Raw genomic sequence first — 25536 nt, 5'->3', positions numbered from 1 at the left:
GACGGCTGCGGTAATGCGCGCGCCGGCGCATCATGCGCAGGTGTATCGCATCTTGCCCCTGCTCGCCCTGATCCTGGCCGCACCCGCGGCGGCGCTGGAGCGCATCGAAGTGCAGATCACTCGCATCGACGGCTCCGGCTGGCAGTTGCGCGATGTGCGCGGACACTGGCAGGCGCACGGGCGGCTCGGCGTGGCCGGACGACTCGAAAGCGGGCTGCCCGCCCGCTCGTTCGTCGAACTGTCCTGCGCCAAGCTGCAGGCACGCGGACTCGCCTGTGATGCGCTCAGACTGCGCGCGCGCAACCCGGCATTCGGTTCGCTGGATGCACGCGGCGCCGCGCAGCTCGATGCATCCGGTGGCTGGCGGCTGCAGCTCCGGCGTGCGGACGTGACCCTGCAGCACAACAGCGCCGATGGCCGTCTGGCCGCCGAGAACCTGCGGCTGGGCTTGACCGGCGAGGCCCGACACGACGGCAAGCATCTACAGCTCTGGCTGCAGGCGGCGACCGCCGGCGGCCTTGCCTATATCGAGCCCTACTTCGTCGACTTCGGCGCGCAGCCGCTGCACGTCGATGTCGAGCTGCGGCAGGACGGCGGGGCCCTGCGAATCGAGCACCTCGCTGCGCGTCAGACCGGGGTGGGCTCGATCGCGGTCCGCGGCGCGCTTGATCCCGCGGCCTGGGGGCGGCGGCACGAGTTGTTCATCAACGCCGCCATCGACGATGCCGCCAGCGCCGCCACGCTGTACGCCCAGCCGGCGCTGACGGCGACCCCGCTGCAGGGCCTCGCGCTCGCCGGCGCGCTCGAGCTGACGGCACATCTGCGCAACGCGCAGCCGCTGACGGTCGAGGCGCGGCTGCGCGCGCTTGAACTGCGCATTCCGCGCTTGGGCGTCTCGCTCGACGGCCTGCACGGCAAACTGGCCTGGGCGACGGCGACGCAAGCCACCTCGCAACTGCGCTGGAGCGGCGGCCAGCTCGGCCGCCTGCCGCTCGGTCCGGCACAACTGCAGTGGCGTGCCGCCGGCGCGGCCTTGGCGCTGAGCGCGCCGACGCGCATTCCGCTGCTCGATGGCAGCGTCGACATCGATCGGCTCGCCGTCTCCGGTATCGGCGGCGCGGCGCTCAAGGCCGAGTTCGCCGCACGTCTGCAACCCATCGATCTGCGCGAACTGTGCCGCGCCTTTGGCTGGCCGGCGTTCTCGGGCACGCTCTCCGGCCACATCCCCGGTCTGCGCCTGCACGACCGTCGCATCGAACTCGACGGCGCGCTGACGGCGGATGCCTTCGGTGGCGAGATCCGCATCGGCGCGCTCGGCGTGACCGATCCTTTCGGCGTGCTGCCGCGCGTGAGCGCCGACATCCAGCTGCGCCGGCTCGATCTCGCCGCGCTCACCGGCGCCTTCGATTTCGGTCGCATCACCGGCCGCCTCGACGGCGACATCACGGGCCTGCGCCTGATCGGCTGGGCACCGGTGGCGATGGACGCGCATCTGTACTCGACCCCGGGCGACCGCAGCCCAAGACGCATCTCGCAGCGCGCGATCGACGACATCGCTGCCGTCGGCGGTGGACCCACCGGCCTTTTGTCACGCGGCGTGATGCGTTTCTTCGACGACTTCGCCTACCGGCGCATCGGCTGGCGCTGCGTGCTCGACGACGGCATCTGCCGCATGGACGGCATTCGCCCCAGTGACGAGGGTGACGGCTACGTGCTGGTCGAGGGACGCGGCCTGCCGCGCATCGACGTCGTCGGCTACTCGCGGCGCGTGAGCTGGCCGGTGTTCATGGCGCAGTTGCGCAGCATCGGCAACGCCGGCGCGGCGCGGGTCGACACGCCCTGATGGTTCATCGTGCATTCGTGGCCGCCGCCTATACTGGCGGCGTCGTCGACCGTAGGGACAACGCCATGACCACCCTGAGCCTGATGCGCGCCGCCATGCTGGCCGCGACCGCCGCCGCGATGAGTGCCGCCTGCGTCACCATCAATGTGTACTTCCCCGCGGCCGCCGCCGAGAAAGCGGCCGACCGCATCATCGACGATGTCTGGGGTGAGCGTGCCAGCCCGGCGCCGTCCGGCGAAACCTCGTCGCTGCGTGGCGCGCTGATGCGCTCGACGGTTGGCGTGCTCGAATGGTTGGTGCCCGCCGCCGAGGCCGCGGAGCCGAATCTCGACATCGGCTCGCCCGAGATCACGCGGCTGAAGACGCAGATGGAGCGCCGCTTCGCCGATCTCAAGCCGCTGCTCGACAAGGGCCTGGTCGGCCTGGGCAACGACGGCTTCGTCGCCGTGCGCGATCCGGCCGCCGTGCCGCTGGCCGAGCGCAACCAGGTGCGCAGCATCGTCGCCAACGAGAACGCCGACCGCGCGGCCTTGTATCGCGAGATCGCCGTCGCCAACGGTCAGCCGCAATGGGAGACACAGATCCGCGAGGTGTTCGCGGCGCGCTGGATCGCCAAGGCGCAGAGCGGATGGTGGGTGCAGGATGCGAGCGGCGCGTGGACGCAGAAATAGCAAGGCGCGAGCGTTGGAACGGCACCCGCGGGCGCCGTTCTCATCGTATGCTGGCTAAAGTCAGCGCTTCGCGCCGTCCCAGCCGCAACTCAAGCCGTCGTTCTGCTCCTTGAGATAGCCCAGCAGCGGCTCGAAGTATTCGATCAGCGCGCTGCCATCCATCTGGCGCGTACCGGTGAGCTTCTCCAGCGTCTCCTGCCACGGACGGCTGGCGCCCTGCGCAAGCATGTCCATGAAGCGCTTGCCGGCCTCTTCGTTGCCATAGATGTTGCAGGTGTGCAGCGGACCTACGTGGCCAGCGGCCGCGCACAGCGCCTTGTGCATCTGGAACTGCAGGATGAACGACAGGAAGTAGCGCGTGTACGGCGTGTTGCCCGGGATGTGGTATTTCGCCCCGGGATCGAAGTCCGCTTCGCTGCGCGGCACCGGCGGCGACACCCCCTGATAGCGCGCGCGCAGATCCCACCAGCCGGCGTTGTAGTCGGCCGGCTTGATCTCGCCGGCGAACACCTTCCAGCGCCATTGGTCGACGAGCTTGCCCCAGGGCAGGAAGGTGATCTTGTCGAGCGCCCACTTCATCTGTGCGTTGATCAGCGCCTTGTCGTCGGCCTTCTGCGGCGGCACCAGGCCGATTTTGGCCAGGTGCTCGGGCGTCAGCGACAGCGTGATCACGTCACCGATGGCCTCGTGGAAGCCGTCGTGCGCGGCGGCCTGGAAGATCGGCGGCAGGCCGTTGTACATCAGGTAGTAGTAGATGTGGCCGAGCTCGTGGTGGATGGTCGTGAGCTGCTCCTCGTCGGGCTCGATGCACTGCTTGATGCGCACATCGCCCTGCATGTTCATGTCCCAGGCGCTGGCGTGGCACACCACCTCGCGGTCGCGCGGCTTGACCAAGAGCGAGCGCTCCCAGAAGGACTCGGGCAGCTTGGGGAATCCCAGCGAGGTGTAAAAGTCCTCGGCGATGCGGGTCATTCTCACCGCCATCGCCGCATCCGCGGCGTGCTCGAGTTCGGCCAGATCCAGCGGCGTCGGCCTGCCGTCGAAGGCGGCGAGCAGACGCTTGTATTCGGCATCGCGCTGCTTCTTGAGCGCGGCGGTGACGTCGAGCGAACCCACGCCGGGATAGGGCTCGACTAGCGGATAGATGTTGCTCCACTGCTGCGCCCACATATTGCCGAGCAGGTGCGCCGGAATCAGGCCGTCCTTGGGCACGACTGCATCGCCATGACGGGCGTTGAGCTTGGCGCGCACATGGCAGTGCAGCGCCTCGTACAACGGGCTGACCTGCTGCCAGAGGCGTTCCACCTCAGCCTCGAACGCGGCCGGGCTCATGTCGTAGCCGGCGCGCCACATCTCACCCAGATCGGCGAAGCCCAGCTCGCGTGCGCCCTGGTTGACGAGCTCGGTGAAGCGCACGTAGTCCTCGCGGATCGGTTTGGCGGTTTCGTGCCAGCCGAGCCAGGCCTTCGCGCGCGCCTCTGGCGTGGCCGTGGGATCGTTCACGATCTTCTCGATCGCCGGCAGGCTCAGGCAGTCGCCCTCGCTGCGGCACCACTTGCCCGCCCCGTAGTTGGCTTCCATCTTGGACAGGATCCTCGCCAGCTCGGCGCGCTTGTCGGGATCGCTCGGCGCCGGGTTGGCGGTCGACAGCTTGAGCAGCAGGATCGCGCGCTCGGTGTCATCGCTCGCATCGACGTCGTTGAACCGCTTGGATTCCTGCACCTTGCGGCTGAGATATTCGAGCCACGCCTCGTTGGCGCGCGAGGCCAGGAGCTGGGTGTCCTCGGTGATATAGGTCGCCTGCGCCCACTGCGCGGCGCTGTAGTAGGGCAGCTGCTCGCGGTAATCGTCGTTGACGCCGGCGACGAAGGCATCGGCCTCGGCCGCGGTCGGCGCGGCCCGGACCTGGGCCTGCTCGTGCGCCTTGTCGCCGCTGCAGGCGGACATGCAAAGCACGAGGCTCAACAGCAGCGCGCCGGAGCCGATGATCGGTCGTCCTCGGGTTGCAAACATGCTCACTCTCCGGATGGTCTTACGGTGTCGTCGCCGAGCCGTCGGCCCGGCCTTCGAGTTTCTTGATCGGGGCGATGAACAGGGCCAGCAGCACGCCGAAGCCGGCCGTGGTCAGGAATACGGTCATGAAGCGCGACGGCATCTCGGCGACGCTGTCGTCGCCGAAGTAACCGGCGATCAGCCCGCCGATCAGATTGCCCAGCGCCGCGCCCATGAACCAGGTGCCCATCATCTGGCCCACATACCGCGGCGGCGCCAGCTTGGTCACCGCCGACAGACCCACCGGCGACAGGCACAGTTCCCCGGTGGTGTGCAGCAGGTAAGTCAGGATCAGCCAGGTCGGCAGCACCTTCTCGCCCTGCACGACGAACTGCGCGGCGAAGTAGAGCACGAGAAAACCCAGGCCCATCTGGAGCAGGCCGAGCGCGAACTTGGCAGGAATCGAGGGATCGAGATTGCGCTGCCCCAGATGCACCCACAACGCGGCGAAGCCCGGTGCGAGCAGGATGATGAACAGCGAGTTGACCGACTGCAGCCAGGACGCCGGCATCTCCCAGCCGAAGATCACGCGATCGGTGTAGCGCTCGGCAAACAGGTTGAAGCTCGATCCGGCCTGCTCGAAGCCCGACCAGAACACCGCGGCGCAGACGAAGAACACGGCGATCACGCCGACGCGCTTGCGCTCCTCGCCGTCGAGGCCGCCAAAACTGATCACCCAGATGAAGAACGCGGACGCGGCAGCGACGATCACGTAGACGCCGGCGGAGGCCATGGCCACCGCGTCGATCACGAACAGACCGGCCATTGCCGCGAGCGCCACCGCCAGCAGTGCCGCCGTCGCGCTCCACACGGCGATCCAGCCGCGGCGACGCGCGCGGACATCTCCGAGCTGCGCCTCGGCGCCGGCACCTCCCAGATAGTGCCCGGTCAGGCGGTACTGGATCAGACCCAACACCATGAATACGCCGGCGGCGCCGAAACCCCAGTGCCAACCGATGCGCTCGCCGAGAAAGCCGCAGACCAGCGGCCCGGCGAAGCCGCCGATGTTGATGCCCATGTAGTAGATCGAGAAGCCGGCATCGCGGCGCGCGCCCGTGTCGCCCGGATACAGGTGTCCGACCAGCGCACTGATGTTCGGCTTGAGCAATCCCGTGCCGAGCACGATCAGCAGCAGGCCCAGATAAAAAGTCGGCGCGAACGGCAGCGCCATCGTGAAATGGCCGGCGGCGATCAGGATGCCGCCATACCAGACCGCGCGCTGCAGGCCGAGCAGGCGGTCGGCGATCCAGCCGCCGGGCACCGCGAGCAGATACACGCCAGCCGTGTAGATGCCGTAGACCGCGGTCGCGGTCTGGTCGTCCAGGCCCAGGCCGCCGGTTTCGACGCCGGCGACCATCGCCAGCACCAGAATCGCGCGCATGCCGTAGTAGCTGAAGCGCTCCCACATCTCGGTGAAAAAGAGCGTCGAGAGACCGCGCGGATGGCCGGCCCAGGTCTTTTCGGTCATTTGATGGCAGATATCTGACGGCGCGCCGCACTATGCACGGGCCGGATCGTGTGCTGCATGGGTGTATTCCACTATGCGCATCCTGCGCAAGACGGCGCCATCCCTGGCGCCGGGATTCAAAACAGGCGGGCGAGGAGCGTCCACAGGCCGTAGATCGCAAGGAGCAGCACGGCGACGACGGCCGCGGCGAGTGCATAGGCTCGCCAGCGCATCGCCGGCGGGCGTCGGCCTTCGACGTGATCGAGGTGCTCGATCAGCAGCTTCGCATTGCGGCGATTGGCCTTGAAGGCAACGTCGAGGACATCGCCGAGCAGCGGCACGACACCGACCAAGGCATCGACGGCGATGTTGCCGGCCATGCGCAGCAGCGTCGAGGTGGGTGCGCCGACGCGCGCGCCTTCGAGCAGGAACCAGCCGCCGAGCACGACGCCGAGCGCATCGCCGATACCGGGAATCAGGCCGAGCAGCGCGTCGAGGCCCAGGCGGATGCGCGTGCCGGGAATGCCGACCGCGGTATCCAGCAGGCGTGAGAGCCGCTCGGCGCGTTCGCGCGTTGCGCGTGCGCGCTGCAGGGTTTCGGTGTCCGTCATGGTCGCAAGAGGGCCTGCGTTAGACTGCGCATTATCTGCGGATCGCGCGGCCGCCGCCGACGGCGTCGCGCCACGGGGCAAAGGGGACTGGATGCGCGCATGGCTCAACCGGGTGCTGTACGAGCTGGTCTGGTGGCTGTTCCGGCCGTTCGCCCCATTCATCCGTTACCGCAACGCGCCGGACCCGCTGGTTCCGGGACTCGCGCTCGACCGGGCCAAGCCGGTGGTGTTCGTGCTGTCCAGCCGCTCCTGGGTCGACTACTTCGTGCTCGACCGCATCTGCAAGGATCTCGGCCTGCCGCGGCCCAGCCGCACCGGCTCGAACTTTCCGACCCCGGAGCGCGCCGGCGTGGTCTACATGCCGGCACTGCTGGAGACGCGCCTGCGCAACACCGATCTGCTGCGCCTGATCGAGACCGGCATCGCGACCAAATCCTTCGAGACGCAGATCGTGCCGGTGTCGATCTTCTGGGGCCGCGACCCCGGCTCGGAAACGAGCTGGTTCAAGCTGATCTTCGCCGACAGCGTGCAAGCCGGCCGGGTGCGCAAGTTCTTCATCATGCTCGCCAACGGCCGCAATGTGTTCGCGAACTTCGGCCTGCCGCTGTCGTTTCGCGAGACGGTCGACCGCGAAAAGGACGCGCAGACCGCGATCCGAAAGCTGGTGCGCGCACTGCACTTCCACTTCCTGCGTGCGCGCAGCGCGGCGCTGGGCCCGACGCTGGTGCGGCGCCATGTGGTGATCGAGGCGCTGCTGCAGGCGCCGGTCGTGCAGCAGGCGATCGCGCGCGAGACTGGCCCGGCGCTGACGCGCGAGAAGGCACTCGCCTATGCACGCAAGTGCGCCGAGGAAATCGCCGCGGACTACTCGACCGCGGCGATCCGCTTTCTCGAACGCTTGCTATCGGTGTTCGTGTTCAAGCGCGTGTTCTCGGGCATCGACGTGCGCGGCCTGGACCGCGTGCGCGCATGGGCGCAGCAGTACGAGATCGTCTACATGCCGGCGCATCGTTCGCACGCGGACTACCTGCTGGTCTCGTACTCGCTATACCACGCCGGCCTGGTGCCGCCGCACATCGCGGCCGGCGTGAATCTGAATTTCTGGCCGGTGGGCGGCCTGCTGCGCCGCTGCGGCGCCTTCTACATGCGTCGTAGCTTTTCCGGCGATCGCATCTACACCGCGGTGTTCCGCGCCTATGTCGATTCGCTGATCCGGCGCGGCTATGCGATCGAGTTCTTCCCCGAAGGCGGGCGTAGCCGCACCGGCCGCCTACTCGCGCCCAAGACCGGTCTTTTGTCCATGGTGGTCGAGGCCGGCCTGCGCCAGCGCACGCGTCCGATCCTTCTGGTCCCGGTCTATGTCGGCTACGACCGCTGCTGGGAGGTGTCGAGCTATGCCAAGGAGCTGCGCGGCGCCAAGAAGCAGAAGGAATCCGCCGAGGGCTTGCTCAAGGCCGGAAAGATCCTCGGCAAGTCCTACGGCAAGGCCTACATCAACTTCGGCGAACCGATTTGTCTGCAGGACTACGCCGACGCGCACCTACCAGGCTGGCGTAATTACTTCGCGCCGGAATCGGACGCGCAGCCGCCCGGCTTCAAGCGCTTCGTCAGCCAGCTCGCGCTCGAACACGCACGCCGCGTCAACGCCGCGGCGGTGGCCAATCCCACCAGTCTCGTCGCGGTCGCTTTGTTGTCCGCGCCCGAGCGCGTGGTCTCGGCGGACGAACTGGTCGAACAGATCGGGCATCTGGTGTGGCTGCTCAAGGGCAATCCGGCCAGCGAGCACCAGTACGTTCCCGAGACCGCGCCGCGCGCGATCCTCGAGTTCGCGGCGCCGATCGCACGCGCGGTGCGCGTGCCGCACGCCTGGGGCGATCTGTACGGCGTGTCGGCACGCGATGCCGTGGCGCTGACCTATAACCGCAACAACATCCAGCACCTGTTCGCGATCCCGTCGCTCATCGCCAACTTGTTCCGCACGCGCATGCTCATGACCGACGAGCTGGTGGTGACGGCAGTGCGTGCGCTGCACCCTTTCCTGCGCACGGAGTTCTTCCTCGCCGACGACGGCGCGCAGTGCGAGACCACCACGCGGCGCTGGATCGAGGTGATGCTGCAGCTCGGCCTGCTCACGCGCGAGGGCGACCGCCTGCGTCGCCCGGATGCCGACGCGCCGGCGTACTCGACGCTGGCGATGCTCGGTCGCGTGCTCAACGAAACGCTCGAACGCTATTGCATGACCGCACTGCTGCTCGCCGAGGAACGCCGCGGCGCGCAGGCGCTCAAGCGCGAACGCATCGAGGAGGACTGCCGCATGCTCGCCGAACGCATGGCGATCCTCACCGGCCGCGATGCGCCCGAGTTCTTCGACAAGGCCCTGTTCCGCGGCTATCTGAACACCCTGATCGACATCGGCCTGGTGCGCCAGCGCGAGGACCAGAGCCTGGAGGTGGACGCACGCATCGATCGCATCGCCGAGCGTTCGCAGGAGCTTCTGTCCGACGAATCGCGGCAGATGCTGCTGCAACTGCTATCCCGGCGCAAAACTCCCGATGCGGCGAGTGCAAGCGGCGCGGTCTAAGGCGCGGGACCCCGCGTCGCCGGGCGCGCGCTATAATCCGACACGCCTGGGGCCACCACGCCCCTTTTTTCGTATCTGCGGGGAACCATGAACAACTCCTTTCGATTGACGGCCGCCGCGCTCGCATTCGCGGCGCTCGTCGCCTGCGTTCAGCAGCAGCAGGGTGCCGCCGACACCGCCGCCGCGCCGGCGTCGCTCGACAGCGATGCCCAGAAGTTCGGCTACGCCATCGGCGTCGATCTCGGCAAGTCGCTGCAACCGGTCAAGGATGATGTCGACATCGCCGCGCTCAAGGCCGGCCTCGACGACGCCTTCGCCGGCACCACGCCCAAGCTCGACGACGCCGCGCGTGAACAGATCAAGAACACCGTGGCCAGGCGCATGCAGGAGCGCCAGCAGGCCCAGCGTGCCGAACAGGCGGCCAAGGCGCTGCAAGAGGGCGAAGCCTTCCTCGCCGAGAACGCCAAGCGCGAAGGGGTGAAGGTGACCGAGTCCGGCCTGCAGTACGAGGTGCTGACCGAGGGCAAGGGCACCAAGCCAACGGCCGAGGACCGCGTCACCGTGCACTACAAGGGCACGCTGATCAACGGCGAGGAGTTCGACAGCTCGTATGCCCGCGGCCAGCCGGTGACCTTTCCGCTGTCGAACGTGATTGCCGGCTGGACCGAGGGTCTGCAGCTGATGACGCCGGGCTCGAAGTACAAGTTCTTCATCCCGTCGAAGCTCGCCTACGGCGAGCGCGGCGCCGGCGTGAAGATCGGCCCGAACGAGACTCTGGTGTTCGAGGTCGAGCTGATCTCGGTCGAGAAGGACGAGGCGAAGAAGAAGTAAGCGCCGCCGCCTTCGCGGCGGCGGTAGAGGGCGGCGGTCGCGCCAACGGCCGCCGTTCTTCCTTTGGGCCAGTCCCTCGCCGATCATGCGCAGATGTCGCATCGGCATCGGCTTGTCCTGCTGTTTTGCGCCCTGATCTCGGGCTGCGCCCAAGACGCGGGCGATATGCTGGGCGACTATCGCGCGCGCGTGCAGCGCGCCGCCGGCGTCGAGGTGCAGGCGCCGAGCGTCATGCCCCTGCCGGCTTATCCCACGCACCGGCAACGCGCCGTGCCGATCCCCGACGTGCGCGGCAGCGTCTGGGAACTGCTGTTCGATCTGCCGGACTGCGAGCTGGACCATCTGGTCGCGGAACGCAACAGCATCCTCGGCCGCCACTGGCCCGCGAGCAGCCGCTTCGACTACGAGCTGCGCTTTCGCTTGCGCCTGGACCGTTGCCGCGAGCGCCTGTCGCGGCAGCGCACGCTCGACGAGGCGCAGCGCGAGTTGCTCGAGCGGCTCGACGAGATCGCCGGCGCCAAGCGTGACACCCTGCCCGCCGTATGGTGGGCCGTCACTTACGACAGCGCCGAGTTCGAGCAGGCGTTCTCCCCGGCGGCGGCGCTGTTGCGCCCGGGCGATCGCGGCGCACAGGCCCTCGGCGCACTCGATCGGCTCTGGGCGACGCGCGCGGCGCTGACGCCGACGCAGGACGGCATCGACCGGGCGCCGCTGGATCGGGCGCTGGGTGTGCTCGCCGCCTCGCGCTACGGCGGCCGGCTACTGCGCAGCCTGGCGGCGCTGATCGCCGAGCTCGACGCCGCGAGCCTGGCCCTGGAGCGGGCGCGAGCGCGGCCGCTGTGCCCGCAGCAGCGCCCGACGCCGCGCGCGCAGGTGCTCAGACAAGTGCTGATGCGCCACTATGCCGCGCGCGTACAGCCCTACATCGTCGACGTGCAGCTGGGCGGACGGGCCTGGCTCGACGCGCATGCGCGCCTGCTATCGAGTCAGGGCGTGCGCTGGCCGGCGGCCTTCGAGCAGTTCCGCAGACTGGCGCTGGACGACGGCGCGGACTCCCTGTGGCGGCGCTGGACGGTCGCGCAGCAGCGCCACGTCCAAGCCTGGCAAGCGCTGCTCGGGGCCTGTGGCCTGATGCCGGGCACTACGGCGCAAGCGCCAGCGCCCGGTGCCACATGAAAAAGGGCGCCGGTCGGCGCCCTTTTTTCTTCACGCGGCCGGTTTACTTGGTCGCCTGCTTCTGTACGTTGGCCGGGTCGAAGTATTGGATCGGGAAGTCCCTCACCAGCGCTTCGGGCTCCTCGTTGCTGAACTCCAGCGCGAGGTAGCGGCCGCTTTGCATATCGTAGACCGTGCCCATCGCCGGTGAGTAGAACGGCTCGGCGTAAGCCTGCAGCGAGTGGCCCTCCTGCCAGCGCCACAACGAACCGCGGCGGTCGTAGATGTCGACCAGGGCGATCTGCCAGCTGTCCTCGTCGATGTAGAAGCGGCGCTTGGCGTAGATGTGTGTCGTCGTCGGCTTGACCTCGCCCTCGACCACCCAGACGCGGTGCAGCTCGTAGCGCGGCAACTCGGGGTTGATGTGCCCCTTTTGCAGGATGTCGGCGTACTTGTACTTGTCGCTCGACAGGTCGTAGGAGTTGTACGGGATGTACACCTCCTTCTTGCCGACGATCTTCCAGGTGTAGCGGTCGGTGGCGCCGTTGAACACGTCGAGCTGGTCGTTGGTGCGCAGACCGTCGGCCGCGGTGCCCGGATTGTCGTAGGCGACGTTCGGCGCGCGGCGCAGGCGACGCTGACCCGGGTTGTATTGCCAGGCACGGCGCGGCTCCTTGACCTGGTCCATGGTCTCGTGGACCAGCGTGATCGTACCGGCCAGACGCGCCGGGTCACGCACGATCTGCAGGAAGTAGATCAGGACGTTGTCGATCTCGTCCGGCTTGACCGCGGGATTGTTGTAATGGAACTTGATGTCCTCGGTGATCTTCACCAGGTTGTAGGCGCCGCTCGTGGTCACCGCGGCCTGCACGTTCCAGCGCGCTGCGCCGACGCCACGGTAGCGCACCTTGTGGTTCCAGATCGGCTCCTTGCCGGATTTGGGGATAGGAAACGGCACGCTCACCGACGCCCCCGCGAGGCCCTCCCCCTCGCTGATCAACTCGGCATTGAGCGCGTTCTGGTAAGTCGCCTCGTAGACGAAGTCCGGATAACCCGCGGTGCGGCGCGTCGGGTACACCTTCATTTTGTAGGTGTCCGGATACTTCTCGAACATCGCCTTCTGGCCTTCGCTGAGCTTGTCCGCGTGTTCTTTGTAGTTCTGCGCCGTGATCGTGAACAGCGGCTTATCGTCGGGGAACGGATCGCAGTAGCGATGCGGCCTGCCCTTGTAGCAGGGCGGCGAGGTGGTCAGGCCACCTTCCCAGGCCGGGATGGTGCCGTCGGCATTGCCGGCGCGCTCCGCGCCCATCGGCGTGAGCGTGGTCTTGAGCTTGTCGGCTTCTTCCTTGGAAACCTTGGCGGCGAGCGGCAGGGATACGAACATCAGGGCCAGCGCGACGTGCGAGGCGCGTTTCATCGTTTTTCTCCTCAGATAAGCCTCTCTACGATAGACCAGTTTGGCACGTGCATCTAGCGGCCAGAGCGCAGCGGCGGCGCGAACGGCTTGCGCAAGCGGATACCCGGTGCACCGTCCTCATAGTATCCCGGCAGCACGGCGTCGATGCGATAGCCGAGATTCTCATACAGCGCGCGCGCCGCGGCGTTGTCCTCGCGCACTTCGAGCGTAACGCCGTCGCGCCCGAGGCGCCGCGCATCGGCCTCGGCGGCGAGCACCAGGCGCCGGCCGATCCCCAGGCCGCGCCAGCGCGGATCGACCGCCACCGAATAGATGCGCGCCCAGCGGCTGTTGCGGCGCAAGAGCAGAATCACCGCACCGACCACGGCGCCGTCCAGGCAGGCGACGCGCACGCAGGCGCTCGCCGCACGCAGCAAGTGCCGCACACTGCGCGCGCTCATACGATCGCCGGGGAAGTGCTGCTCCAGCGCGAGGATGCCGGCGGCATCCTCGGCGCGTGCGCGGCGCACGCGCGCCGTGCGCAACGCCCGGTTCACGTGCGCGTGCGCGCTTCGAGGCGCTTGATGAAGTGCTCCATGATGCGCCGGTACAGCACCTCCTTGAGCACCAGGTCCTCGACCCCGTGATCGATGTTGGGGTTGTCGTTGACCTCGATCACCTTGGCCACCTTGCCGAACTGCTTCAAATCCACCCCGTACAGGCCGTTGCCGACCGCGCGCGCCGCCTGCACGGCGATGCTGACGACCTGCGCCGGCGCATCCTCGATCGCCAGGGTCTCGTGGTTGCCTTCGACCTTGGCGCCGTCGCCGGCGCGCTTGACCACCTGCCAGTGATCCTTGGCCATGAAGTAGCGGCAGGCGTACAGCGGCTGGCCATCGAGCACGCCGACGCGCCAGTCGTAGTCCGTGGGCTCGAAGCTCTGGCCGATGATCAGATCCGAGCGCTCCAGCATCTCCGCGGCTTTCTGCTTGAGCTCGGCCGCGTTCTCGACCTTGATCACACCCTTGGAAAACTGCGAATCCGGCTGCTTGAGCACGCAGGGAAAGCCCAAGGCCTCGGCCACAAGCTTGAGATTTCGCGAGTGGATCAGCATGGTCTTGGGCTGCGGGATGCGGTGGCGCTCCATCAACTGCGCGAGGAACACCTTGTTGGCCGCACGCAGGATCGACAGCGGATCGTCGACCACGACCAGCCCCTCGCGCGCCGCGCGCCGCGCGAAGCGGTAAGTGTGATGGTTGACGGCGGTCGTCTCGCGGATGAACAGCGCGTCGAACTCGGCGACGTGGCCGTAGTCGCGCTTGTCGATGAACTCGACGTCGAAGCCCAGATCCTCGGCCGCCTTTTCGAAGAGTTTCAGCGCGCGCGCATTCGACGGCGGTTCCTTTTCGTGCTCGTTGATCAGGATCGCGAGGTCATAGCGCGCCGACTCGCGGCGCACTCGCGGACTGCGCTTGCGCTCGAAGTAGTCGCGCGCGGCCTCGTACAGGAATTCGTGATGTGAGGTCGGCACCTCGCCCAGCGCGATCGGCCCGACCCATTCGACGCGCCACTCATCGCCCTTGTAGACGAAGGTGGCCTGCAGCAGCGGCGCCGGGAACTGGTTGAACAGGAAGCTCGCGAGTCGCTCGTGGCGTTTGGCCAGACTGCGGCCGAAGTAGATGTTGAGCACGTACTCGTTGGAGCCGATGCGCGCCAGCGAGCGCTGCATCAGCTCCTCGATCTCATCGTTGACGATGCGCGGGCTCTCGGCGAGCTTGAGATCCTGGATCGTCGTGATCTCCGGCAGCGGCTTGTGTCCGCGCGCGCCGGCGAGCAGCGACACGTAGTAGCCAGTGGACTGGTAGGCGAAGGACCGGCACAGGTTGTAGACGCGCACGCGCCGAGCGCGCGTATGCAACTCCTGGGTCAGATAGTCCCAGGCCAGCACGACCTCCATGCCGGGGATGTCCACCGGCCAGTCGCTGCGTTGGTCGACGACGACGATGCCGCTCATACGGCGAACGTCGCTGCAATGACGAAAACAGCGGGCAGGGGATCGGCGGGGAGCGGGTCGGGCATGGCGGGGTGGCGGCTGCGCGCGAGCATCGTATTGAAGGCGCATTCAAAAGTCTAAAGCCGCCGCCGAGGCTGACAGCACGCCGCCTTGCCCCTACTCTTGCCTGCACCCGGAGCGTTCGCAGAGTACGATGCGATGACCATCCGCATGACCATCCGATCGACCGGTCTCATCATGCTGTGGCTGTGGGGCGCGTGCGCGCCGCTCGCGGCCCAGGCGACGGCGCTCGGCGTCGCCGGCGCCAGCGGCGAGACGGTGGCGATCCGCGACGGCATCCACCAGCCGCTGCGGCCGGCCGAGGCCGTCGAACCCGGCACCCGCGTCGTCACCGGCCGGCATGGCCGTCTGGAACTGCGGCTCGAACCCGCCGGTCTGCTCGCGCTCGGCGACGCCAGCCGTGTGTTGGTCCACAGCGTCGAGGCGGTCGACCCGCCGGCGCGCATGCATCTGCTGCGGCTGGTGGTCGAGGCCGGTGCGGTGCTGGCCGACAGCCGTCCGCGCACGGGCAGCGTGCCGGCGGATCTGCGCATCAACTTCGCGGCGCTGCGCATGCGCGCGTTCGGCGCCGCCGTGTGGATGGAGCGCACAGCGGCCCATGACGAGGTCTGCCTGATCGGCGGCGCCGTCGAATTGCAGACGCCGGCCGGACCGCAGCGGCTCGACGAAGCCGGCAGTTGCCTGCGCGTGACCGCGACCGGCCTGCAGCACCTCGACGCCGCGGCGGCCGGGCCGCTGGCGAGTCGCATCCAGCGCACCAGCGTGCCGACGCCGCCGGCGGTGACGTCGACGGTCACCCCGACGCCACCGGCGTCCGAGCGCACACCTGCGGCTGCGCAGCCCGCTGCCGAGCCAGCAACGACGTCCGCGCAGCCGGCCGGCTCCGGCCATTGGACCATCGTGCTGGCCTCGCTGCCGGAACGCGTCCGCGCCGAAAGCGAGGCCGCGCGGCTGCGCCGCCTCGGCCTGGATACACGCGTCGTCGAGGCGCGTCGCAACGACGGCGCGATCACCTGGCGCGTCGTCAGCGGCCGCTACGCGACCAAGGCCCAGGCCGCAGCGGACATCGCGGCGATCCGCAACCGGCGCGGCCTGGCCGGTGCTTGGATCGCGCGCCTACCCTGAGCGCCGCCCAAGCTTGCGCGCGCCCGCGCCCGATCGGTTTCGGCCGGACGCGAAACCCGCCCGCAGCGCCCGACGTGCGCCAACACCTGCGGGCGCGTGACCGACTCGGCGCTCGGACGGCGGCCACCGCCACGCGAGGCGCGCAAGGTCCCGGGCACGAATACGACAGGGCCGCGCTGCGGCAGCGGACTCCCTTACGGCCAACCGTATCGCTTCAGGCCTTGAGCAGATCCTCGATCGCCGCACGCTCCTCGCGCAGCTCGGTGTCGGTTGCATCCATGCGCGCGCGGGAGAACGCGTCGATCGACAGGCCTTGCACGATCTCATACTGGCCGTTCTTGCAGATGCAGGGATAGCCGTAGACCACGCCGGGCTTGATGCCGTAGCTGCCGTCGGAAGGCACGCCCATGCTCACCCATTTGCCGTTCGTGCCCAGCACCCAGTCGCGCATGTGATCCACCGCGGCCGAGGCCGCCGAGGCCGCCGACGACAAGCCGCGTGCCTTGATGATCGCGGCGCCGCGCTGCTGCACCGTGGGAATGAATTCCTTCTCGATCCAGGCCTGGTCGACCAGCGACTTGGCCGGCTTGCCGCGGACCGTGCAGTGGCTGAGGTCCGGATACTGCGTGGAGCTGTGATTGCCCCAGACGATCATCTTCTCGATTTCGGTGTTGTGTGCACCGGTCTTGGTCGCGAGCTGGCTCACCGCGCGGTTGTGGTCCAGACGCACCATGGCATGGAACTGCTTCGGATCGAGCCCGCCGCGCGCGGCGGCGGTCGCCGCGATCAGGGCGTTGGTATTGGCCGGGTTGCCGACCACCAACACGCGCACATCCTTGTTCGCCTTGGCGGCGAGCGCCTTGCCCTGTGGACCGAAGATGCCGCCGTTGGCGGTGAGCAGGTCCTTGCGCTCCATGCCGGGTCCGCGCGGACGCGCGCCGACCAGCAGCGCGTAGTCGGTACCCTCGAAACCCGCCATTGGGTCGGAATGGATTTCCACGCCGTGCACCAGCGGAAAAGCGCAGTCGTCGATCTCCATCACCGTGCCCTTGAGCTTCTCCAACACCTCGGGCACCGGCACTTCGAGTAGCTGCAGGATCACCGGCTGGTCGGGGCCGAGCATGGAACCGGAGGCGATGCGGAAGATGAGCGAGTAGGCGATCTGGCCGGCGGCGCCGGTGATGGCGACCTTGACGGGCTTTTTCATCAAAGAACTCCGTGGATGGTCCGATGGAGGGACGGTTGGGCGGCCGAACGGCCGAAAGGGGCGGCGATTTTACCCGTTCCCGGCGCTTTTCGGCCCCGGCCGGCCCGGCCGTTCTCGGCGCGAGGGATCGAGCATGAAGCACGCATCCCTATGTCGCGTCTCCGATCAGTCATGTTCCAGGCGATCGCGGCGTCGAGGAGCGGCGCTTGGGCGCGGACGTGGACGACGGTTCTGCCGCGTCGGCGAGGATGTCGCGCATCAGGGCCTGGTACAGGGAGTCGCGCCAGATCAGCCGCGCGATGCCGGCGGCGATGAGGCTGGCGGCCATCAGCGGCAGGACCATGCGCTGGTCCAAGGTCATCTCCGAGACGATCACGGCCGCGGTCAGCGGCGTCTGGGTGACCCCGGAGAAATAGGCGGCCATGCCCAGCAGCACGACGGCGGCCGTAGGCGCAAAGTCGAGCAAGTGGGCGAGGTCGGCGCCCAGGCCGGCGCCGATGGCCAGCGAAGGCGAGAACACGCCCCCGGGGATGCCGCTGAGATACGACAGCAGGGTCGCCGCGGCCTTGATCAATGGATACAGCAGCGGCAACTGCTCCGGCGCCTCGAGCGCGACCAGGGTCTCGCGATAGCCGCTGCCGTAGGCCGCACCCAGCGACAGCAGACCCAGCACGGCGACGCCCAGGCCGCAAGCCGCGGATACGCGCCAGCCCCAACGCTGGCGCAGCTCGCGCATGCGCCGGTTACCGGCGTACAGCACGCGGCTGAACAGGCCGCCGGCGAGACCGCCGGCGACGCCGCAGATCAGCACGGCGCGCCACTCGTGCCAGTGCACGAGGTGGGCATCGACCACGCCCAGATAGACGCGATGGCCGAGTAGCGACATCGCCACCACGGCGGCGATGATCACCAGCAGCAGCAAGGTACCGCTCGCCTTCTCTTCCAGGCTACGGGCGAGTTCCTCAAAGGCGAAGACGATGCCCGCCACCGGCGTGTTGAAAGCGGCGGCCACGCCTGCCGCCCCACCGGCGAGGATCAGGCTGCGCTGGACCGCCGGGTTTCGGTGACGCACACCCACGACGTTGGCGATGGCCGCGCCGATCTGCACGGTCGGGCCCTCGCGTCCGACCGAGGCGCCGCAGGCGATGCCGACGACGGTCAGCACCATCTTCATCACTGCGGTCTTCAGCGCCAGCAGCTCGGCGCGCAGCGCGCGGCCTTCATTGCGCAGCGCCGCGAGCACCTGCGGGATGCCGCTACCGGCGGCGCCGGGCGCGACGCGGGCCGTGATCCAAGCGACGGCGACCATCCCCAACGGCGTCAGCAGCAGCGCCAGCCAAGGCAGGCGCTCGTCCACGGCGAAGAACAGGTGCTGGGCTGCCTCGCTGCTCCAGGCGAACGCGGCCGCCGCCAGGCCGATGGCCGCGGCGGCCGTCCAATATGCGGCGCGCGGACGCCAGCGCATTAAGACGAGGCGCACACGGGCGCGCAGTGGAAAGCGGCGGCGGCTCATGCCGACCCCCCGGGGGCGGTGCCGGGGAAAACGGGGCATCGCTGTTTCGGGGCGCTCATCGATCGGCTGCTCGCTCATCGAGGTCCGCGACGCGCAAGGCCGCGTCGCCGCGGGCACGGTGCGCCGCGCCGGGGCAGTCAAGCCCGCTGGTGGACGGTACGCGCAGTCCCGACCTTACCATTTCCGCGCGTCAGCGCCCGCGCTGCGGGCAAGGCACGCCCGGACGGCCATGCAGCGAGATCGGCCGCGTTCGGTGACGGCGCCGATGTGTCGTCCGCTCAATCGGCCGGCAGCGCGCTACGCGGCACGACCGGCACGACGATGCTCGACGGATGTTCGGCGTCGCTGTGCACGGTCATCACGCCGACGAGCTGGTCGACCAGATCGACCACCGGCGGCAGGCCGTGCGGAAAGTCGCTGGCGCCGACGGTCACACGCAAGCGGTAGCCCTGCTTGATGACGAAGCTCGACGGGAACACCTCGACCGGCAGATGGACGATGGTGTTCATGCCGACCGGCTCGCGCGAGGCCTCGGTGAACGGATGCCAGGGCTGGATCATCTGGCCGTCGAGATAGCGCGAGCGCGCCGGATCGACCTGGCGCAGCGACGCGGTGAGGATGCCGTTGGTCAGCTCGCGCGAGTTGCCGTCCGGCGACACTTCGGTGACGCGCACCAGCACGCCGGCGTCGAGCGCGGTGGTCGAGATGTGCAGATCGGCCTGGATCGGGCCATTGACGACGTAGTCCTCGGCCATCGGCTCGGTGCTGTAGGTGATCTCGAACAGCGGGTTCTCGTTGAGGTTGTTGCTGTCGAAGCACGGCAGCGGCACCAGACCGAGAAGGCCGGCGGTCCACTGCGAGGTGCTGGTCGAGCAGATGCCGTTGGCCGGCTGCTGCAGCACCACGCGGCCGCCTTCGCCGGCGGCCGGCGGCTCGCGCGACAGCGCACCGTCGCCGCGCAGATACCAGCGCTCGGCGCGCGCCTGCGGGTGCGGCCAGTCGGTCGTCGTCGCGTAGCGCTCGGCGCCGTAGTAGTACTGGGTGACATTGGGCACCGAGGCGGCGCCGACATCGAGGCCGCGCAGGTACTGATCGAACCACATCAGCGCGAGGTTGTTCAGCGGCGGCACACCATCGCGTGGCAGGCCGGCGCCGCTGGCGCCGTCGAGATGCTGCCACGGCCCGATCAGCAGCTTGGTCGTGGTGTTGCGCGAGATCGCCTCGTACAGCAGCGGCTCGCCACGCTGGAAGATGTCGTTGAGACCGCCGACGATGAAGGTCGGAATGCGGATGCGATCGGCCTGCTCGATCGGCGAGCGCGTGCGCCAGAACTCGCCGTCGTAGTTGTAGCCGCCGACGCCGAGCGCCGACTGCAGGATCACCGGCACCTGGAAATTCAGCAGCGCGCTGCTCAGGTGTTCGAGCATCGTCACCGGCGCCACCGGGTCGGGCTCCACCGGCAGCACGCCGAGCGCCGTGACCAGGCCCATCCACAACGGAATGAAGCCGATGTTGGTCTGGCCGCCGGAAAAGACGATGTCGCGGTAGCCATCGGCCATCGGCACGATCGCGAACACTGCCTTGTGCGCCGGGTGCTGGTGCGCCGCCGTGTAGAGCTGGGTGATCGCCATGAACGATGCGCCCCAGGTGCCGACGCTGCCGTTGCTCCAGGCCTGCTTCGACGCCCAGTCGATCACCGCCAGATAGTCGGCCTGCTCGGTCTCGCCGAAAGCCTCCCACTGACCCTGCGACAGCCCGGTGCCGCGCACGTCCACCGACAGGTGCGCGTAGCCGCGCTTGACCAGATAGTCGTTCGACGCCGGAATCGCCGGGATGCTCTTGTTGTAGCCGGTCTGCGTCAGAATGACCGGGAATGGCCCCTCGGCGGGATTGCCGTCGGCATCGGCCGGCAGTGCGACGCTGGCCGACAGTTCGATGCCGTCCGCCATCGTGATCTTCAGGCCGCCGATCTGCGCCACGCCCGGATAGTCCTCGGCGCGCTCGTAGGTGAACCACTTGGCGTCGCTGCCCGCGCCCGGCGCGCCGCCACCGCCGCCGCCACAAGCGCCGAGCACCAGCACCGCCGCCAGCGTGAACCGTCGCAGCATCGCCGTCTTCATTCGCACACTCCTCGATCTCGCATCGTCTGTCACCGCGCGGGCGCGCTCAGCCACCGCGAACCCGGGTCGCGCATGTTGCCAGCACGACGGCGCGCCGGGGATTGGCCGCCGCGCCCGGACTATCGCGCGATCGGCGCGCCTGCGATGATGCGCGCCGCATGAAGAACAGTCGCCCGCCCAGCTCATCCAATCGCCCCACGGGCCGTCCATCTGGCCAAGCGTCCGCGAACCCCTACGGCGGAAAGCCGCACGTGGGCGGCGGTCCGGGCCGGACCGGCAGCGGCGGGTCCGGCAAGAATCCGGATGCCAAAGGGCCGTATCGCGGACAAAAGCCCAACGGCCGCGCCAGTGGCCGACCGGGCGCGCGCCCGGATCAGCGTCCGAGTGGCAACGCCAGACCGACGAGCAGCAAGCCGGTGGCGATTCAGCACAAGCCCTCGCGCGTCGGCGCCGGCAGTTCGGCGAGTCACGAGCGTCCGCGTGTACCGCGTCCCGGCGGCGATGCGCCGCTGCGCGGCAATCACCGACCGCTCGCCAATGTGCGCGCCGTCGCCGCGCGCACGATCAGCCGCGTGCTGCGCGGGCGCTCGCTCGACGATGCGCTCGAACCGGCCGCGCGCCTGCGCTTGGCATCGGACGCGGCGATGGTGCGCACGCTGTCCTACGGCGTGCTGCGCGAGCTCTCGGCGCTGCAGTGGCTCACCGTGCAGTTACTCGACAAGCCGCTGGCCGCCGACGACGACATCGCCGCGTTGCTGCTCGTCGGCATCCACCAGATGCGCTCGCTCAAGACGCCGGCGCACGCGGCGATCCACGAGACCGTCGACGCCGTCGAGATCCTCAAGCAGCCGCAGTTGCACGGTCTGGTCAACGCCGTGCTGCGGCGTTACGCGCGCGAAGGCGCCGCGCTCGAACAGCGCCTGCCGAAAGATCCGGCCGTGCGGCATTCGCATCCGGCGTGGCTGGTCGAAATGCTGCAGCGCGACTGGCCGCAGCACTGGGAAGCGGTGCTCGCCGCCAACAACCTCCAGGGACCGCTGACGCTGCGCGTCAATCGCCGGCGGCTGTCGCGCGACGAATACGTCAAACGCCTCGCCGAGATGAACATCGCCGCCGAGGCCCATCCGCATGCAGCGGATGCGGTCACGCTTGCCGAGCCACGTCCGGTCGAGAAGATTCCCGGCTTCGTCAGCGGCCAGGTCTCGGTGCAGGACGCCTCGGCGCAGCTCGCGGTCGATCTACTCGACCTCAAGCCGGGACAGCGCGTACTCGACGCCTGCGCCGCGCCCGGCGGCAAGACCGCGCACATCCTCGAACGCGCCGACGTGAACCTCACCGCGCTCGACGCCGATGGCACACGGTTGATCCGCGTCGACGAGAACCTGCGTCGCCTCAAGCTCAAGGCCACGGTGCTCGCCGGTGATGCGGGCGAGCCGGCACGCTGGCATGACCGCAAGCCCTTCGACCGCATCCTGGTCGACGCACCCTGCTCCGGCACCGGCGTCATCCGCCGCCATCCGGACATCAAGTGGCTGCGCCGGCCGACCGATGTTCCGGCCTTGCAGCAGACCCAGCTCAAGCTGCTCAAGGCGCTGTGGCCGCTGCTCAAGCCGGGCGGCCGGCTGGTCTACGCGACCTGCTCGCTGCTGCGCGATGAGGGCGACGAGATCGCCAACCGCTTTCGCCTGCTCGGGGAAGACTTGCGCGTCGTGCCGATCGACGCGGCCTGGGGCGAGAAGACCGAGCACGGTCGGCGCCTCGCCCCCGGCGGCGCGCACGACGGCTTCTACTACGCGGTATTCGAGAAAAAGCCGTAGCGCGACTTGCGCGGCGTCGGGGGCACCGTTAGCTTGCCCTTCCCACTTGGCCTGTGCAGACCATGGACGACGCCCAGCGCTGGTCCCGCATCGAAGCCCTGTTCGACGCCGCGCTCGAGCTCGACGCGGATGCGCGCGCCGCGTTTCTCGATCGTGAATGCGCAGACCCGGCACTGCGTGCAGAGGTCGACAAGCTGCTGCAGGCCGAGGCCGCCAGCGGCGATTTCCTGCAACCGCATACACCGGCGCACACGCGGCTGACGCCGGGGACGCTGGTCGGCCAGTGGCGCGTCGGCACGCTGCTCGGTCGCGGCGGCATGGGCGAGGTCTATGCGGCCACGCGCGCCAATCGCGACTTCGAACAGCGCGCCGCGCTCAAGCTGCTGACGCGCTTGGACTCCGCCGACGCGCGCCGACGCTTCGCCGAGGAGCGCCGCATCCTCAGTCGCCTCGAACACCCGGGTATCGCCCATCTGCTGGACGGCGGCGAACACGATGGCCTGCCGTATGCGGTGATGGAGTTCGTCGAAGGCAGCGCGCTGACCACGCATGCCCGCGACCTGCAGCTGCGTGCGCGTATCGAGCTGTTCCTACAGGTGTGCGCGGCGGTCAGCCATGCGCACCAGCACCTGATCGTTCATCGCGACCTGAAGCCCTCAAATATTCTGGTCACCGCCGACGCTCGCGTGAAGCTGCTCGATTTCGGCATTGCCAAGCTGCTCGACGCGGCGCCGGCCGGTGATGTCACGCAGGTGATCCGGGCGTCGCCGGATTACTGCGCGCCAGAGCAACTGCGCGGCGAACCGGTCTCGGCCGCAACCGATGTCTACGCGCTCGGCGTGATCCTGCACGAGCTGCTGACCGGCCAGCGCCTGTGGATGAGCGGTGGCGCCGCGCTGCTGCAGACACTCGAACGCCTGTCCGCCGGCGATCCGCCCTTGCCGAGCAGCCGCGTCCGTGGAGCGTTGGCGCGCAGACTGCGCGGCGATCTCGACAGCATCGTGCTCAAGGCATTGCGTTCCAGACCGGATCAGCGCTACGCGACGGTCGATGCGCTCGCGGACGATCTGCGCGCCTGGCTCGACGCGCGCCCGGTACGCGCCCGCGATGCCACGCTGCCCTACCTGCTCGGCCGCACGATACGGCGCCGTCGCTGGTGGTTCGCGGCGGGCGCAGCGGTGTTCGCGTCACTGCTGCTCGGGCTCGCTGGCGTGCTGTGGCAGGCACGCGAAACGGCGATCGAACGCGATCTCGCGCGCCGCGAGGCGGAGCGCGCCGACGCCGTGCGCCAGTATCTGATGCTGATGTTCCGCAGCGCCGGCGACCAGGCGGCGGGCGCCTCGGTCACCGCCAAGGACGTGCTCGATCGCGCCGCGGCGCGCATGCACGACGAGTTCGCCGGCGATCCCGGCGCCTATGCCGACATCCTCATCGCGCTGGCCGAGCTGTACTTCTCGCTCGACGATTACACCGGTGCGCGGCCGCTGCTCGAACGTCTACTGCGCGAAGGCAGCGCGGTTCCCGACGAACAGCGGGCGATGGCGCAACACGATCTGGCGCAGATCGAGTTCCGCGACGACCAGCAGGGCGAAGCCGCGCGGATGCTCACCGCCGCACAGACGTTCTGGAATGCAAGGCCGCAAGCCTACCGCGAGGAACTGGCGATGAGCCGGCTGCTCCAGTCGCAGCTGGAACGCGCGAACGGCAACCCTGAACAGGCGTTGCGCACACTCGAAGCGGCGCTGCCGGAACGCCTCGCGCTGTCCGGCGAGATCCATCGCGAAACCGGAAAACTCGTCAACAACCTCGGCATCGCCTACTACCAGGTCGGCCGCTTCGACGAGGCGATCGCGCGCTTCGAGCAGGCCAGCGCGATCTGGGCGGCGCTCCGTCTCGATCGCAGCGCCGATGCGCTGAACACGCTCAACAACTGGGCCGCCGCCGAGATGCGCAGACAGCGTCCGGACGCGGCGGTGCCGGTGTTCGAGCGCGCCTTGAACCTGCGTCGCGAGCTGTATCCGCCGTCGGCGGCGCTGGCGGCGCTCGTCAACAACCTCGGCAAGACCCTGACGCAGATCGATCGCGCCGACGAGGCGCTGCCCCTGCTGCGCGAGGCCGTCGAGCTGGGCGAACGGTACGCGGGCGCCAGCAGCGTGCTGACGGTGTCCGCACGCCTGGGGCTCGCCGACACCCTGAGTGCCCTCGGCGAACCGGACCAGGCTGCGTCCGAACTGGACTCCCTGGCGCCGCTGCTACGGGAAACCTACGGCGAGGCACACGTGCTGACGGCGCTGCTCGATGTGTCACGCGCGAGAGTCGCACACTCGCGTGGCGATCTGGCTACGGCGCTCAGCAGACTGGATCGCGCCGAAGTACGGCTGCGCGATCTCGGCCGCAGCGGCGCGCCTTTTTTGCCGCAGATCGAGGCCCTGCGCCGTCAGTGGGGGGCCGGTTCCGCCGCACCAGCGGAATCCGACAAGGCCTGAAACAGCCACGCTCGCGCCTTGACCCAGTCACGGCGCACCGTGCGTTCGTTGATGTCCAGAGCGAGCGCCGTTTCCGCCTCGGTGTACCCGGCGTAATAGCGACATTCGACCACCTGCGCGAGCCGGGGATTGAGCCGGCCCAATTGCTCCAACGCGTCGGCGACGGCGACGACGCGCTCGTCCGGCTCGGCCTCATGCGGAACCTCTTGAACGCCCGGCGCATCGAGCGATAGCGGCACGAGGCCCTCGCCGCGGCGCAGCGCGAGCCGCGCGCGGGCATCGTCAACCAGAACCTGGCGCATCGCCATCGCTGCCGCTGCGAGAAAGTGCCCTCGGCTCTGCCAGACGCTCGCACGCGCCAGCTTGAGATAAGCCTCATGGATCAGCGCGGTGGTCTGCAGGGTGTCCCCCGCGCGTACCCCAGCGCGGATGCCCCGCGCCGCGCGCCGCAGCTCCGGATACAGCAACGCTGCCAATTCACGGCTCGCGCCCACGCTGCCCGCCCCGCCGACGGGGGCAGGATCGGCATCAACTGCGATGTCCGGATTGGCGCTCACGATCCGTATATCCCTTACAGACGACCCTAAAGGCGGCCGGCGATGAGCCG

Annotated in this window: 18 protein-coding genes; 8 read left to right on the top strand and 10 right to left on the bottom strand. The window is 68.7% G+C overall.

Annotation, left to right across the window (positions count from 1 at the left end; all coding sequences use genetic code 11):
• Window positions 1–13: 13 nt before the first annotated feature.
• Together ABSH63_RS07895 and ABSH63_RS07890 are read left to right on the top strand one after the other, a co-directional pair.
• Window positions 14–1843 carry a hypothetical protein gene (locus ABSH63_RS07895; RefSeq protein ID WP_352888822.1) on the top strand — a complete coding sequence of 610 codons (1830 nt, stop codon included), beginning with the start codon at window positions 14–16 and terminating at the stop codon, window positions 1841–1843.
• Between the two features lie 65 nt (window positions 1844–1908).
• Entirely contained in the window at window positions 1909–2514 is a 606-nt protein-coding gene (locus ABSH63_RS07890) for a YdbL family probable chaperone protein (RefSeq protein WP_352888820.1), read from the top strand.
• 60 nt (window positions 2515–2574) lie between these two features.
• On the opposite strand, the gene ABSH63_RS07885 is transcribed toward ABSH63_RS07890, so the two are convergent.
• From ABSH63_RS07885 to ABSH63_RS07875, 3 genes are all read right to left on the bottom strand, one after another.
• Window positions 2575–4527 (bottom strand): M2 family metallopeptidase, encoded by a 1953-nt coding sequence (locus ABSH63_RS07885; protein ID WP_352888818.1) that lies wholly within the window; start codon window positions 4525–4527, stop codon window positions 2575–2577.
• Between the two features lie 19 nt (window positions 4528–4546).
• Window positions 4547–6034, bottom strand: coding sequence for a peptide MFS transporter (locus tag ABSH63_RS07880; RefSeq protein WP_352888816.1), 1488 nt, complete (start codon window positions 6032–6034; stop codon window positions 4547–4549).
• Window positions 6035–6150: 116 nt separating this feature from the next.
• Window positions 6151–6624 carry a DUF4112 domain-containing protein gene (locus ABSH63_RS07875; RefSeq protein ID WP_352888814.1) on the bottom strand — a complete coding sequence of 158 codons (474 nt, stop codon included), beginning with the start codon at window positions 6622–6624 and terminating at the stop codon, window positions 6151–6153.
• A 91-nt stretch (window positions 6625–6715) separates the two neighbouring features.
• Here ABSH63_RS07875 and plsB point away from each other — a divergent pair, with 91 nt between their 5' ends.
• The 3 genes from plsB to ABSH63_RS07860 all read left to right on the top strand — a co-directional run bounded on the left by plsB (window position 6716) and on the right by ABSH63_RS07860 (window position 11212).
• Entirely contained in the window at window positions 6716–9205 is a 2490-nt protein-coding gene (gene plsB, locus ABSH63_RS07870; RefSeq protein WP_352888812.1) for a glycerol-3-phosphate 1-O-acyltransferase PlsB, read from the top strand.
• Window positions 9206–9292: 87 nt separating this feature from the next.
• Window positions 9293–10036: a BamJ family beta-barrel-assembly machinery protein gene (gene bamJ / locus ABSH63_RS07865; protein WP_352888810.1), complete on the top strand. Its 744-nt coding sequence runs from the start codon at window positions 9293–9295 to the stop codon at window positions 10034–10036.
• A 165-nt stretch (window positions 10037–10201) separates the two neighbouring features.
• The gene (locus ABSH63_RS07860) at window positions 10202–11212 is read left to right on the top strand and encodes a DUF3080 family protein (RefSeq protein WP_352888808.1); all 1011 of its coding nucleotides are present in this window, start codon (window positions 10202–10204) and stop codon (window positions 11210–11212) included.
• A gap of 43 nt (window positions 11213–11255) precedes the next feature.
• On the opposite strand, the gene ABSH63_RS07855 is transcribed toward ABSH63_RS07860, so the two are convergent.
• The 3 genes from ABSH63_RS07855 to ABSH63_RS07845 are packed head-to-tail and all read right to left on the bottom strand — an operon-like array spanning window position 11256 to window position 14601.
• Window positions 11256–12608: a DUF1329 domain-containing protein gene (locus tag ABSH63_RS07855; RefSeq protein WP_352888806.1), complete on the bottom strand. Its 1353-nt coding sequence runs from the start codon at window positions 12606–12608 to the stop codon at window positions 11256–11258.
• A 53-nt stretch (window positions 12609–12661) separates the two neighbouring features.
• Complete coding sequence (locus tag ABSH63_RS07850; RefSeq protein WP_352888804.1) at window positions 12662–13144, bottom strand: GNAT family N-acetyltransferase; 483 nt, start codon at window positions 13142–13144, stop codon at window positions 12662–12664.
• Complete coding sequence (locus tag ABSH63_RS07845; protein WP_352888802.1) at window positions 13141–14601, bottom strand: RimK family ATP-grasp domain-containing protein; 1461 nt, start codon at window positions 14599–14601, stop codon at window positions 13141–13143. Before ABSH63_RS07845 ends, ABSH63_RS07850 begins: the two co-directional genes overlap by 4 nt.
• 198 nt (window positions 14602–14799) lie before the next feature.
• Here ABSH63_RS07845 and ABSH63_RS07840 point away from each other — a divergent pair, with 198 nt between their 5' ends.
• On the top strand, window positions 14800–15786 hold the full coding sequence (locus tag ABSH63_RS07840; protein WP_352888800.1) for an SPOR domain-containing protein: 987 nt from the start codon (window positions 14800–14802) through the stop codon (window positions 15784–15786).
• A 214-nt stretch (window positions 15787–16000) separates the two neighbouring features.
• Here the strand turns inward: ABSH63_RS07840 and ABSH63_RS07835 are convergent, their stop codons facing one another.
• The 3 genes from ABSH63_RS07835 to ABSH63_RS07825 all read right to left on the bottom strand — a co-directional run bounded on the left by ABSH63_RS07835 (window position 16001) and on the right by ABSH63_RS07825 (window position 20626).
• A complete protein-coding gene (locus ABSH63_RS07835) occupies window positions 16001–16993 on the bottom strand; it encodes a malate dehydrogenase (protein ID WP_352888798.1) in 993 nt (330 codons plus the stop codon).
• Window positions 16994–17162: 169 nt separating this feature from the next.
• Window positions 17163–18506 (bottom strand): chloride channel protein, encoded by a 1344-nt coding sequence (locus tag ABSH63_RS07830; RefSeq protein ID WP_352888796.1) that lies wholly within the window; start codon window positions 18504–18506, stop codon window positions 17163–17165.
• Between the two features lie 278 nt (window positions 18507–18784).
• The gene (locus ABSH63_RS07825; RefSeq protein WP_352888794.1) at window positions 18785–20626 is read right to left on the bottom strand and encodes a CocE/NonD family hydrolase; all 1842 of its coding nucleotides are present in this window, start codon (window positions 20624–20626) and stop codon (window positions 18785–18787) included.
• Window positions 20627–21042: 416 nt separating this feature from the next.
• Here ABSH63_RS07825 and rsmB point away from each other — a divergent pair, with 416 nt between their 5' ends.
• Entirely contained in the window at window positions 21043–22443 is a 1401-nt protein-coding gene (gene rsmB, locus ABSH63_RS07820; protein WP_352888792.1) for a 16S rRNA (cytosine(967)-C(5))-methyltransferase RsmB, read from the top strand.
• Window positions 22444–22505: 62 nt separating this feature from the next.
• Window positions 22506–24929 (top strand): serine/threonine-protein kinase, encoded by a 2424-nt coding sequence (locus tag ABSH63_RS07815; protein ID WP_352888790.1) that lies wholly within the window; start codon window positions 22506–22508, stop codon window positions 24927–24929.
• Here the strand turns inward: ABSH63_RS07815 and ABSH63_RS07810 are convergent.
• Window positions 24881–25486, bottom strand: a complete 606-nt coding sequence (locus ABSH63_RS07810) for an ECF-type sigma factor (protein ID WP_352888788.1) — start codon at window positions 25484–25486, stop codon at window positions 24881–24883. The genes ABSH63_RS07815 and ABSH63_RS07810 overlap by 49 nt on opposite strands.
• Between the last annotated feature and the right edge of the window lie 50 nt (window positions 25487–25536).

Source organism: Sinimarinibacterium thermocellulolyticum (assembly GCF_040327995.1).
GTDB lineage: Bacteria > Pseudomonadota > Gammaproteobacteria > Nevskiales > Nevskiaceae > Solimonas > Solimonas thermocellulolyticum.
Note: the sequence above shows the minus strand (reverse complement) of the source record. Positions and strands in the feature narration are given on the sequence as shown.

Coding starts and splice junctions, on each gene's coding strand:
- ABSH63_RS07895 (WP_352888822.1), top strand. CDS start 14: ATGCGCGCGCCGGCGCATCATGCGCAGGTGTATCGCATCTTGCCCCTG.
- ABSH63_RS07890 (WP_352888820.1), top strand. CDS start 1,909: ATGACCACCCTGAGCCTGATGCGCGCCGCCATGCTGGCCGCGACCGCC.
- ABSH63_RS07885 (WP_352888818.1), bottom strand. CDS start 4,527: ATGTTTGCAACCCGAGGACGACCGATCATCGGCTCCGGCGCGCTGCTG.
- ABSH63_RS07880 (WP_352888816.1), bottom strand. CDS start 6,034: ATGACCGAAAAGACCTGGGCCGGCCATCCGCGCGGTCTCTCGACGCTC.
- ABSH63_RS07875 (WP_352888814.1), bottom strand. CDS start 6,624: ATGACGGACACCGAAACCCTGCAGCGCGCACGCGCAACGCGCGAACGC.
- plsB (WP_352888812.1), top strand. CDS start 6,716: ATGCGCGCATGGCTCAACCGGGTGCTGTACGAGCTGGTCTGGTGGCTG.
- bamJ (WP_352888810.1), top strand. CDS start 9,293: ATGAACAACTCCTTTCGATTGACGGCCGCCGCGCTCGCATTCGCGGCG.
- ABSH63_RS07860 (WP_352888808.1), top strand. CDS start 10,202: ATGCTGGGCGACTATCGCGCGCGCGTGCAGCGCGCCGCCGGCGTCGAG.
- ABSH63_RS07855 (WP_352888806.1), bottom strand. CDS start 12,608: ATGAAACGCGCCTCGCACGTCGCGCTGGCCCTGATGTTCGTATCCCTG.
- ABSH63_RS07845 (WP_352888802.1), bottom strand. CDS start 14,601: ATGAGCGGCATCGTCGTCGTCGACCAACGCAGCGACTGGCCGGTGGAC.
- ABSH63_RS07840 (WP_352888800.1), top strand. CDS start 14,800: ATGACCATCCGCATGACCATCCGATCGACCGGTCTCATCATGCTGTGG.
- ABSH63_RS07835 (WP_352888798.1), bottom strand. CDS start 16,993: ATGAAAAAGCCCGTCAAGGTCGCCATCACCGGCGCCGCCGGCCAGATC.
- ABSH63_RS07830 (WP_352888796.1), bottom strand. CDS start 18,506: ATGAGCCGCCGCCGCTTTCCACTGCGCGCCCGTGTGCGCCTCGTCTTA.
- ABSH63_RS07825 (WP_352888794.1), bottom strand. CDS start 20,626: ATGAAGACGGCGATGCTGCGACGGTTCACGCTGGCGGCGGTGCTGGTG.
- ABSH63_RS07815 (WP_352888790.1), top strand. CDS start 22,506: ATGGACGACGCCCAGCGCTGGTCCCGCATCGAAGCCCTGTTCGACGCC.